Source organism: Methylobacterium terricola (assembly GCF_006151805.1).
GTDB lineage: Bacteria > Pseudomonadota > Alphaproteobacteria > Rhizobiales > Beijerinckiaceae > Methylobacterium > Methylobacterium terricola.
Window position 1 is genome coordinate 46,936 of sequence record NZ_VDDA01000016.1, and the last position, 9,389, is coordinate 56,324.

Sequence of the window (9,389 nt, forward strand, 5' to 3'; positions counted from 1 at the left end):
GTGAAGTGATAATACTCGATGCATGATTTCCGGAAATTGCCACAGGGTGCAATCTGCGCAGGGTATAGTAGGACTACGCAGACGCGTTTTCAGAGGGCATTAACCATGACCACACCGATTGATCCGCAGACCCGCATCGGGCACGTCCACCTGCGGGTGGCTGACCTCGACCGGGCGCTCAACTTCTATTGCGGCGTGCTCGGATTCGCGCTCACGCAACGCTACGGCAGCCAGGCTGCGTTCGTGTCGGCCGGCGGCTATCACCACCATATCGGGCTCAACACCTGGGACAGCGCGGGCGGCACCCCGCCCCCGCCCGGCCATACCGGACTCTACCACGTGGCGATCCTCTACCCGACCCGGGCGGCGCTCGCCGATGCGCTGGCACGCCTCGACGGCGCCGGCATCGCGCTCAGCGGGGCGAGCGACCACGGCGTCAGCGAGGCTTTGTACCTCGACGACCCGGACCGCAACGGCGTCGAACTGTACTGGGACCGGCCGGAGGGCGAGTGGCCGCGGGACGAGGCCGGCGGCCTGAAGATGGTGACTCGCCGGCTCGATCTCGCGGCCCTGCGAGCGGCTGCTACTCGGCCGTAGGGGCCTCGGGCGCGGTCTCCGGAGCACGGAAATACGGCTCGACCGGGCCCTTCAGCTTCACGGTCATCGGGTTGCCGAACCGATCCTTGGCATTGCCGGCAGCGAGCCGCACCCAGCCCTCGCTGACGCAATACTCCTCGACATTGGTCTTCTCGACGCCCTTGAAGCGCACGCCGACGCCGCGTTCCAGCAGGGCGGCATCGTGGAAGGGGCTGCGCGGGTCGGTGCTGAGGCGGTCGGGCGGGGTGTCGGTCATCGGGCAAAGCTCCCAGGATACTGATCGGGGTCTTGATCGGCGCCCCAGGTAGCCGCTCGCGGCGCCGCTGCCAATCCGCCTCGCCCCGACCGTCCCGGACCCGGCCGCTGTTTGGAACTTTCATAATTCAGAACACAATATATCGGCGGGTATCCAAAATAGAAATCCTCCAATATTTCAAGATGATCTTGCGGATGCAGGCAGCGTGCGGCATGGAGGGCGGGCCGATCCCCGGCACGATCCGAGATGGAGGCCGCGATGGCGCGAGCGCTGATCCTGATTCACGGCTGTGCCGGCCTGATCCGGGAAGGATGGCCCCCGATCGGCCTGTCCTGGGAACGGCTGGTCGTCCTCTTCAGCGAGGCGGAGGGCGCGCGATGACGACGCCATCCCTGCACCCACGCGAGCGCCTGCGGGCGGAAGCCGAGGCGCGCGGCCAGGCCGCCCTGGAGCAGGCCCTGACCCTGGCCTTCTGGGACGCCCTGGAGCGTGGCCCGCTGCCGCCGATGGCGGCGCTCGAAGCCGCCGCCCGCACGGTCGGCACGCTCTACCGCCAGATCGCCTCCCTGCACGGCCCGTCGCCGCGCTGCGGCTGCGGCTGGACCCCCGAGCCCGACGAGGACCTGATCCGGCTCGAGGCGATGCTGGCGGCGGCGCTCATCGAGCGACACCGGCCGGCGCTCGCCGACCTGCCGGTGCAGGGGCGGGCGTGAGGGGGGCGATCGGCCGAGCCATTGATGGCGCGGTGGCGGATGGCAGGGCTGCGAGGGCGGGGAGCCGCCTCTCCCCCCCTTCCCGCACGACTCGCGCGACAGCGGAACGACATCCGGGATCCAGCCTAACACGTCACGAAGCGTCGGCCCGTTTGCGACGTTGCACGATCCGGAGCGGCTTCGCGGCACGGCTTCTGCGGATCCCGGATCTCCTTCCACTCCGTTTCGGTCGTCCGGGACAGGGGCGTGGCTGACGGGGGGAGGTTTGGTTCTCGTCGCCGAGCCGGTCGCCGGCTCGGCGACGGCCTCTTACCGCGGCGCCGCACCGTCCGGCCGGTTCGACGGCATGCCGCCCGGCGCGTCCGGATAGGCGGTGCTCGGCACCGGGCCGGCCTGGCCGACCGAGCTGCTCGGCGCCGCGGTGCGGCTCGTATCCACCGCGCCCGAAGGGCCGGGCGCCGCCGGGCACGGGCCGGGGCCCGGGCAGGCGGCGTGGTCGGTGGCGACGGAGCGGCCGTTCCGCTCGGCGGCGGGCTGGCCGCCGGGGCTGCCGGGATAGGCGGCGGCCCCGCCGGGCTGGAGCGACGGCGCGGCCGGCGTCGGCGAGCCTTGGGCGGAGGCGCCGTCGATGAGGGCGCCCGCGGCGAGGGACACGAGCAGGGGCAGGGCGAGGACGCGCATCAGATGTCCCGCCGCTGCATCGCGCCGGCGATGTGGTCGGCCTGGCGGAGCGCCAGCGCCACGATGGTCAGGGTCGGGTTGCACGCCGCCCCGGAGGTGAACTGGCTGCCGTCGGAGACGAACAGGTTCTTGATGTCGTGGGTCTGGCCGAACTTGTTCAGCACGCCGTCCCGCGGCTTCGCGCTCATCCGGTTGGTGCCCATGTTGTGGGTGCTCGGATAGGGCGTGACCGGATAGGTGACGGTGGCGCCGACCGCCTCGTAGACCGCCGCGCCCTGCTTGTAGGCATGGTTGCGCATGGCGATGTCGTTGGGATGGTCGTCGAAATGCACGCTCGCCACCGGCATCCCGTGCTTGTCCTTGACCGCCGGATCGAGGGTGATGCGGTTCGTCTCCTGCGGCAGATCCTCGCCGACGAGCCACATCCCGGCCATCCGCGGATACTGCTCCATCGCGCTGGTGAAGGAGCGGCCCCAGGCGCCGGGATTGAGGAAGGCCGCCATGAACGGCACGCCGAGCGAGACCGTCTCCATCTCGTAGCCGCCGGCAAAGCCCCGCCGCGGGTCGTGGTGGGCCTCGTCGCGGATGATGCCGGCCATGGTGGTGCCGCGGTACATGTGCACCGATTTCTCGAACACGCCGTAGACGCTGCCGGTCATGTGGCGGAGGTAGTTGCGCCCCACTTGCCCCGAGGAATTGGCCAGCCCGTCCGGGAACAGGTTGGAGGCGCTGTTGAGGAGGAGCCGCGGGCTCTCGATCGAGTTGCCGGCCACCGCGACGATGCGGGCCTTCTGCCGCTGCAGCTTGCCGTCGGCGTCGGCGTAGACCACGCCCGTCACCTTGCCCGCGGCGTCGTGCTCGATGCGGAGCGCCATGCAGTTCGGGCGGACCTCCAGGTTGCCGGTCTCCTCGCCGCGGGGAATCTCGGCGATCAGCGTCGACCACTTCGCGCCGGACTTGCAGCCCTGGAAGCAGAAGCCGATCTGCTGGCAGGCGCCGCGGTCGTGCCGCTCCTGGCTGTTGATCGCCATGCGGCCGGTATGGACCTCCTTGTAGCCGACGCGGCGCGCGCCGGCCTCCAGCACCTTGAAGTTGTTGTTGCCCGGCAGGCCCGGGATGCCGTTGGTGCGGGTCACCCCCATCCGGTCCTCGGCCTTCGTGTACCAGGGGTCGAGCTCGGCCCGGGTGATCGGCCAGTCGAGGAGGTTGGCGCCGGGGATCGCGCCGTAATGGTCGCGGATGCGGAACTCGTGCTCCTCGAAGCGCAAGGACGCGCCGGCCCAGTGCACCGTCGAGCCGCCCACCGCCTTGACGATCCAGGCCGGCAGGTTGGGGAAGTCCCGCGCCACCCGCCACGAGCCCGAGGTGGTGCGCATGTCGGTCCAGGCGAGCTGGGCGAAGCTCGCCCACTCGTCGTTGACGAAATCCTCCATGTTGTGGCGGGCGCCGGCCTCGAGGATGACGGTGCGGATGCCCTTGAGGGCCAGCTCGGTGCCGAGCGTGCCGCCGCCGGCGCCCGAGCCGACGATGACGACGAGGCCGTCGTCGTTCAGGTCGAATGTGGCCATGGTTTCCTCCGGTCCGCGCGGCCGGTCGCGGCCGGGCCGGCGCGGTTGTTCGTTGATTGTTCTTGCGTCGACAGTCGGTAGAACGGGCTTTGCGCGGCCGGTCAGACCTTCGGCAGCCAGTCGATGTCGTTGAAGCCGCGATTGATGTAGCCGCCCTTGTCGGCCGACGGGCCCTCGTAACCGAATTTCGGCCACAGCTCCGGCTGGTTGTAGAGCGAGACGACGAGGTCGGAGCGGATCTTCTTGAAGAAGTCGGTGTGGCTGATGCCTTCCAGCACCGCGACGCGGTCGACCTCCCAGCCGATCTGCGCATAGGTGAGCTTGTGGCGGGCCTGCGCATCCTCGTCGAGGCGGCGCAAGCCGGAGGTCAGCAGCGCCTTCACCGCCGGATCGGCGGCGGCCTTGCCGTCCCAGGGCTTGATCGCCGTGATGTAGTAGACGTCGCCGAGGAAATCGTGCGGGTAGATGTCCCGCGCCATCTTCACCAGGGTCTTCAGTTCGGCCGGCGCGAGCGCCGCGCCGTTCTCGGCCCAGGCCTCCGAGACCTGCAGCCCGGCACCGGTGACGAGCGCGGCGGCAGGGGCGGCGACGGCGGCTTTCTGCAGGAAGCCGCGGCGGCTGAACCGCGTGCGCGGATCGACTTCTCTCATCGGGTGTCTCCTCTGATGACGTTCTTGTTGGATCGGTCGTGCCGGCCGGCGCGGGGCGCGTCTTCGCGCGCTTCCCGGCCCGCCCGTGACGGTGTCAGGCGAAGCGGCCGCCCTTCTGGATCACCTCGATCTTGTAGCCGTCGGGATCGGTGGCGAAGAAGAAGCGGGCGAGCGTCTTGCCCTCGTGCTGGAAGTCCTTGACCGCGGTCGCCGGCAGGCCTTCTTGCGTGAAGCGGGCATGCTCGGCATCGACGTCGTCCACCACCACGGCGAGGTGGCCGTAGCCGTTGCCGAGTTCGTAGGGCTCGGTGCGGTCGAAGTTGACCGTCAGCTCCAGCTCGAACGGCGACGAGGGGTGACGCAGGTAGATGAGCGCGAAACCGTCGAAGCCGATGCGCTCGGCGAGTTCCAGGCCGAAGGCGCGGGCGTAGTAGGCGCGGGAGCGCTCCTCGTCGAGGACGCGGATCATCGAGTGGACGGGCTTGGCCATCGGCAGCGGGAACCTCGTTGCATCGCGGGCGCCGCGCCGCGCGGCCGCCCCTCGGTCCTTAGACTAGCTCCAGGCACGCGCTCCGGGTGGTAGCGGGATGTGACGCCGCCCCCGCGGCCGGCGGGCCGGGCGGGCGCGCCTCACGCAGCGAAACCGCCGGCCGGCACACGGCTTCGCGCTGGTCTTTGTTCCGCGCCGCCGCGTGCGCAGGGACACATCACGGCGGTTCTCAGACCCCTATATTACAATTGTCGCAACAAGGGCAGGCCGCACATCGGCCCGCACCGCGCAAAGGAGCCTGAATACCAGATGAAGACCCGTATCGCCGCCGTCGTCACCGCGATTGTCCTTGGCGCCGCTCCGATCTCGTCCGCCATGGCATTCAGCATGCACTCTCCCGCCGCTCCGTTCGGTGGCCGGGACGTCGAGACCACCGGCTCGCTCGGCACGCCGTCGAGGGCCCCTTCGGCCAACACCAGCGTGCCGTTCTACGGCGCCTGCCCGATGAGTTCGGCCGCCGAGGGCAACGCCAAGCAGCAGAACTTCCCGGTGAAGCAGTACGGCCAGACCGCCGGCGGCTATCGCTGCTGATCAATACCGGACGTCCTCGCGATACACAGCGACGCAACCCGAGAGATTTGACCGATGAGTGAGATGAAGCTTCTTCGCGCCGTGTCCTACGGCATGATCGGCGTGCTGGCCGGCGGCCTGGCGATGACGATCGTCGGCACCGCCAACGTCCTGATGAACATGTAACGCCGCCGCGCCGTCGAACGGATCCGTTCGACGGCGCAAGGCAAGCCCGAACGGGCGCCGGCGCTGCTACGCCGGACGCCTTGGCATCGACATGTCGATGCCAAGGCACGAGGGTATAAGTCCCCGAGGGGTCGGTCCATCCGGACCGGCCCCTTCCGACGATCCCGTGCAGGGCCGCCCCGGGGCGGCCGTTGTCACGTCATGCCAAGCCGCGTCATGCCAAGCCGCGTCATGCGACATCCGATCGATGGCTTCGCTCACGCGAGCGCCGCCGTCGGCTCCACCGTCCCGGGTGGGTGATCCGACCTCGGGACGGACTCGTCCGAACGACACGTCAGCGGGACGGCGACCCGTCGGTCGGCGGCCAGGAACCGCGGCGCGTCCGCCGCTTTGCTCCGGAGACCCACTCGCCGGAGACCACCATGGCCCCGCTCGTCCGCCTCGTTCCCGCCGCCCTGATCCTGCTCGCCGCCGGGGCCGCCCCCGCTCTCGCAATCTCGGACCGCCGCGACCAGCCGACCCAGGCCGACGTCCCGGACGAGGCACGCGGGACAACGCCCGGCATCGCCCCGCCCCAGGCGATCAAGCCCGAGACCAAGGTGATGCCCGGCGAGACCGGCCTGAACGGCAATGCGCGTGCGCGCACCAACCCCCTCGACCAGCTCGATGCCAAGGACCGCCGCGCCACCGGCGGCGGCGATGGGGCCGGCGACCGTCGGTGACGGCACCCGGCTGGAGGCAACCGCGGCGGGCGAACGCGGTTAACACCGGGTCACGCGCGACGGGAGGTGCCCCCATGGGTCTGCTCGATCAGGTCATCGGTTCCGTGCTCGGCAACGTCCTCGGGGGCGGCCGGCACGGAGGCGGATACGAGGGAGGCCGCGACGGCGGCTCCGGGGCGATGTCGCCCCTGGTCAAGGCGTTGCTGATGCTGCTCGCCGCCAAGGCGATGAATGGCGGCTTCGGCGACATCTTCGGGGGCGGCCGCCGGCCGGTGCCGCAGGGCGGCCCGGATGACGGCGACGCGCCGGATCCGCACGGCTACGGCATGCCCGATCCGCGCGACGAGGCCCCCCGCTCGCGCCGCGGCGAGGATCCCGACAATCCCTATTCCGACCTCGCCGGCATGCTCGACGGCCCTGGCGGCGGCACCATGCCCCCCTCCCCCGCCGGCGGCGGGATCCAGAACCCGTTCGACCAGGGCGCCGGGCCCTATTCCCGCCTCGACCGCGAGCAGCCGGACGATGCAGGCGGCGGCCTCGACCACCTCATCGACCGCTTCCGCCAGGGCGGGCTCGGCGAGCTGATCGAATCCTGGATCGGCCCGGGCCACAACCGGTCGATCCAGCCGCAGCAGCTCGCCCAGGCCCTCGGCCCCGACACCATCGACACCCTGAGCCGCCAGACGGGCATGGGTCGCGACGACCTGCTGGCGCAGCTCGCCCAGGTGCTGCCCGGCGTGATCGACGGGCTCACCCCGCAGGGGCGGCGCCCGAACCACGACGAGATGCGCGGCTGGTGAGTCCTCCGGGAACCGGGACGAGGGCGAGGCGATGGCCTACGAGCTTCATTACTGGCCGATGATCCAGGGGCGGGGCGAGTTCGTCCGCCTCGCCCTCGAGGAGGCCGGGGCCGCGTATGTCGACGTCGCCCGCGAGGACGGCATCGACGGGATGCTCGCCGGCCTCGACGGGCCGCCCCGTCCGCCCTTCGCCCCGCCCTATCTGCGCGACGGCGATTTGGTGATCGGCCAGACCGCCGCGATCCTGCTCTATCTCGGGCCGCGCCTCGGCCTCGTCGGCGAGAGCGAGGCCGACCGGATCTGGACCCACCAGATCCAGCTCACCCTCGCCGACGCGGTGGCCGAGGCCCACGACACCCACCATCCGATCGCCTCGCGCCTCTACTACGAGGAGCAGTGGACCGAGGCCGCCCGCCGCGCCGAGGATTTCCGCACGCATCGCCTGCCGAAATTCCTCCTCTGGCTCGAGCGGGTGCTGGCAGCCAATCCGGAGGGCCCGCGCCACCTCGTCGGCCACCGTCTCAGCACCGCCGACCTGTCGCTGTTCCAGCTCGTCGAGGGCCTGGCCTATGCCTTCCCGCGGGCGACCGAGCGGGTGCTGGCCGACACCCCGAAGGTCGTCGCGTTGCACCGCCTCGTCGCCGCCCGACCCCGCATCGCCGCCTATCTGGCGAGCGACCGGCGCGTCCCGTTCAACGAGGATGGGATCTTCCGGCGCTATCCCGAGCTTGATGGATAGCGCATGCTCCGGCGACGCGAATCGAGCGTCCCCTCCGATGGCGCCGGGCGAAATCGAGAATTGTATTTTCTTTTTTCATGCAACTAATAAGCGCATCCCTGTCGGGACAGCTCGACGGGATCCCCCCCGGTTACCTCATAGCCACAGATTCATTGTGCGCCACCGATCCATCTAACTCATTGATTCAGCTGGGTTCGTCCATGACATCGTGGCTCGACTGCCACAACCTGTGTCCGGAATTGAACACCGTGGATCAGGCGTTAATAAAAAATTAACCATTCGGACGCGAAAGTCGCGTTAACAAATCGCTTACGGAATCACGCATCCCGAAGCGGGCCGGACATCATCGCAAGTCCACTGCGACCGTCCGGAACCTCTCTAAAAACAAAAATCCAATCAAACCTTTTGCCATGACAGGCACGAGGCCAGAAAAACTCGTCAAGAATCTTGGGGGCTGGCGTGTACATCGTCGTCGACGAGCGGGAAAGCGTGGCCGCGCACTATGTTGAGGGCTTCGGCTCGGAAGGTGTGGCGGCCAAGGGGCTGGACGTGCGGGAGATCCAGACCTGGATCGACGCCACCCCGGCTCAGGACCTCGCGGCGGTCCAGGGTTTCGTGATCGGCGATTGCGCCGACCGCACGGCCTTCACCGGCCTGCTGCGCAGCCTGTCGGGCGCGCCGATCATCGCGCTCAACGAGACCCGCTCCCTGGAGCAGACCCTCGCGCTGTTCACCGCCGGCATCGACGACGTGGTCCGCAAGCCGGTCCACGTGCGCGAGATCATCGCCCGGGCCGGGGCGATCCGCCGCCGGACCAACCGCAGCGAGGTCAAGCCCGCGAGCACGCCGGACCGCAGCGGCCGCCTGACCGTCCACACCGACGGGCGCGACCCCGAGATCGACGGCCAGAGCCTGCTGCTGCCGCGACGCGAGCGCGACATCCTGGACTACCTCGCCCGCAACCGCGGCCGGCCGGTGACCAAGGGCCAGATCTTCAAGGCGGTCTACGGCGACCTCGACAGCGCGGTCGACGAGAGCGTGGTCGAGGGCCACATCAGCAAGCTGCGCAAGAAGCTGCGCCAGCGCCTCGGCTACGACCCGATCGAGGCCAAGCGCCTCGCCGGCTACACCTTCGTCGGCTGATCCGTGAGGCCGCCGGGATCACGGGACGTGAAGAAGGGCCACGCTCGGATCGAGCGTGGCCCTTCCTCGTTCGAGCGTGACCGGACGGCCCTGCCGGACCGCCCTCCCCGCTTACCGGAAGAGCGAGAGGACGCTCTCGCTCGCCGAGTTGGCGATCGACAGGGCCTGCACGGCCAGCTGCTGCTGCGTCTGCAGCGCCTTCAGCTTCGTCGACTCCTCCTCGATGTCGGCGTCCACCAGCGTGCCGATCGTCCGGTCGTTCACCTTCATCAGC

At 69.6% G+C, this 9,389-nt stretch carries 14 protein-coding genes; 8 read left to right on the forward strand and 6 right to left on the reverse strand.

Annotated features, from left to right (window positions below):
• Window positions 1–105: 105 nt before the first annotated feature.
• Window positions 106–597 carry a VOC family protein gene (locus tag FF100_RS25600; protein WP_139038598.1) on the forward strand — a complete coding sequence of 164 codons (492 nt, stop codon included), beginning with the start codon at window positions 106–108 and terminating at the stop codon, window positions 595–597.
• Here FF100_RS25600 and FF100_RS25605 read toward each other — a convergent pair.
• Window positions 584–853 (reverse strand): DUF3297 family protein, encoded by a 270-nt coding sequence (locus FF100_RS25605; protein WP_139038599.1) that lies wholly within the window; start codon window positions 851–853, stop codon window positions 584–586. The genes FF100_RS25600 and FF100_RS25605 overlap by 14 nt on opposite strands.
• A 246-nt stretch (window positions 854–1,099) precedes the next feature.
• Here FF100_RS25605 and FF100_RS38415 point away from each other — a divergent pair, with 246 nt between their 5' ends.
• Both FF100_RS38415 and FF100_RS25610 read left to right on the forward strand, forming a co-directional pair.
• Window positions 1,100–1,234 carry a hypothetical protein gene (locus FF100_RS38415; RefSeq protein WP_281287321.1) on the forward strand — a complete coding sequence of 45 codons (135 nt, stop codon included), beginning with the start codon at window positions 1,100–1,102 and terminating at the stop codon, window positions 1,232–1,234.
• Window positions 1,231–1,566: a hypothetical protein gene (locus FF100_RS25610; protein ID WP_246102358.1), complete on the forward strand. Its 336-nt coding sequence runs from the start codon at window positions 1,231–1,233 to the stop codon at window positions 1,564–1,566. Before FF100_RS38415 ends, FF100_RS25610 begins: the two co-directional genes overlap by 4 nt.
• A 309-nt stretch (window positions 1,567–1,875) precedes the next feature.
• Here FF100_RS25610 and FF100_RS25615 read toward each other — a convergent pair whose 3' ends face one another.
• The 4 genes from FF100_RS25615 to FF100_RS25630 form a co-directional block, all read right to left on the reverse strand.
• Window positions 1,876–2,247 (reverse strand): hypothetical protein, encoded by a 372-nt coding sequence (locus FF100_RS25615; RefSeq protein WP_139038600.1) that lies wholly within the window; start codon window positions 2,245–2,247, stop codon window positions 1,876–1,878.
• A complete protein-coding gene (locus tag FF100_RS25620) occupies window positions 2,247–3,815 on the reverse strand; it encodes a GMC family oxidoreductase (protein ID WP_139038601.1) in 1,569 nt (522 codons plus the stop codon). The genes FF100_RS25615 and FF100_RS25620 overlap by 1 nt, the downstream gene beginning before the upstream one ends.
• A gap of 101 nt (window positions 3,816–3,916) precedes the next feature.
• Complete coding sequence (locus FF100_RS25625) at window positions 3,917–4,465, reverse strand: twin-arginine translocation signal domain-containing protein (RefSeq protein WP_139038602.1); 549 nt, start codon at window positions 4,463–4,465, stop codon at window positions 3,917–3,919.
• A 94-nt stretch (window positions 4,466–4,559) separates the two neighbouring features.
• On the reverse strand, window positions 4,560–4,955 hold the full coding sequence (locus FF100_RS25630) for a VOC family protein (protein WP_139038603.1): 396 nt from the start codon (window positions 4,953–4,955) through the stop codon (window positions 4,560–4,562).
• 309 nt (window positions 4,956–5,264) lie between these two features.
• Here FF100_RS25630 and FF100_RS25635 point away from each other — a divergent pair, with 309 nt between their 5' ends.
• The 5 genes from FF100_RS25635 to FF100_RS25655 all read left to right on the forward strand — a co-directional run bounded on the left by FF100_RS25635 (window position 5,265) and on the right by FF100_RS25655 (window position 9,115).
• Window positions 5,265–5,546, forward strand: coding sequence for a hypothetical protein (locus FF100_RS25635; RefSeq protein WP_139038604.1), 282 nt, complete (start codon window positions 5,265–5,267; stop codon window positions 5,544–5,546).
• 587 nt (window positions 5,547–6,133) lie between these two features.
• Window positions 6,134–6,433 carry a hypothetical protein gene (locus FF100_RS25640; RefSeq protein WP_139038605.1) on the forward strand — a complete coding sequence of 100 codons (300 nt, stop codon included), beginning with the start codon at window positions 6,134–6,136 and terminating at the stop codon, window positions 6,431–6,433.
• 74 nt (window positions 6,434–6,507) lie between these two features.
• On the forward strand, window positions 6,508–7,233 hold the full coding sequence (locus tag FF100_RS25645; protein ID WP_139038606.1) for a YidB family protein: 726 nt from the start codon (window positions 6,508–6,510) through the stop codon (window positions 7,231–7,233).
• A 31-nt stretch (window positions 7,234–7,264) separates the two neighbouring features.
• A complete protein-coding gene (locus FF100_RS25650) occupies window positions 7,265–7,972 on the forward strand; it encodes a glutathione S-transferase (RefSeq protein WP_139038607.1) in 708 nt (235 codons plus the stop codon).
• Window positions 7,973–8,431: 459 nt separating this feature from the next.
• Entirely contained in the window at window positions 8,432–9,115 is a 684-nt protein-coding gene (locus FF100_RS25655; RefSeq protein WP_139038608.1) for a response regulator transcription factor, read from the forward strand.
• A 111-nt stretch (window positions 9,116–9,226) separates the two neighbouring features.
• Here the strand turns inward: FF100_RS25655 and FF100_RS25660 are convergent.
• On the reverse strand, window positions 9,227–9,389 hold a 163-nt coding region (locus FF100_RS25660; protein ID WP_281287325.1), incomplete at its 5' end, for a flagellin.

Coding starts and splice junctions, on each gene's coding strand:
- FF100_RS25600 (WP_139038598.1), top strand. CDS start 106: ATGACCACACCGATTGATCCGCAGACCCGCATCGGGCACGTCCACCTG.
- FF100_RS25605 (WP_139038599.1), bottom strand. CDS start 853: ATGACCGACACCCCGCCCGACCGCCTCAGCACCGACCCGCGCAGCCCC.
- FF100_RS38415 (WP_281287321.1), top strand. CDS start 1,100: ATGGAGGCCGCGATGGCGCGAGCGCTGATCCTGATTCACGGCTGTGCC.
- FF100_RS25610 (WP_246102358.1), top strand. CDS start 1,231: ATGACGACGCCATCCCTGCACCCACGCGAGCGCCTGCGGGCGGAAGCC.
- FF100_RS25615 (WP_139038600.1), bottom strand. CDS start 2,247: ATGCGCGTCCTCGCCCTGCCCCTGCTCGTGTCCCTCGCCGCGGGCGCC.
- FF100_RS25620 (WP_139038601.1), bottom strand. CDS start 3,815: ATGGCCACATTCGACCTGAACGACGACGGCCTCGTCGTCATCGTCGGC.
- FF100_RS25625 (WP_139038602.1), bottom strand. CDS start 4,465: ATGAGAGAAGTCGATCCGCGCACGCGGTTCAGCCGCCGCGGCTTCCTG.
- FF100_RS25630 (WP_139038603.1), bottom strand. CDS start 4,955: ATGGCCAAGCCCGTCCACTCGATGATCCGCGTCCTCGACGAGGAGCGC.
- FF100_RS25635 (WP_139038604.1), top strand. CDS start 5,265: ATGAAGACCCGTATCGCCGCCGTCGTCACCGCGATTGTCCTTGGCGCC.
- FF100_RS25640 (WP_139038605.1), top strand. CDS start 6,134: ATGGCCCCGCTCGTCCGCCTCGTTCCCGCCGCCCTGATCCTGCTCGCC.
- FF100_RS25645 (WP_139038606.1), top strand. CDS start 6,508: ATGGGTCTGCTCGATCAGGTCATCGGTTCCGTGCTCGGCAACGTCCTC.
- FF100_RS25650 (WP_139038607.1), top strand. CDS start 7,265: ATGGCCTACGAGCTTCATTACTGGCCGATGATCCAGGGGCGGGGCGAG.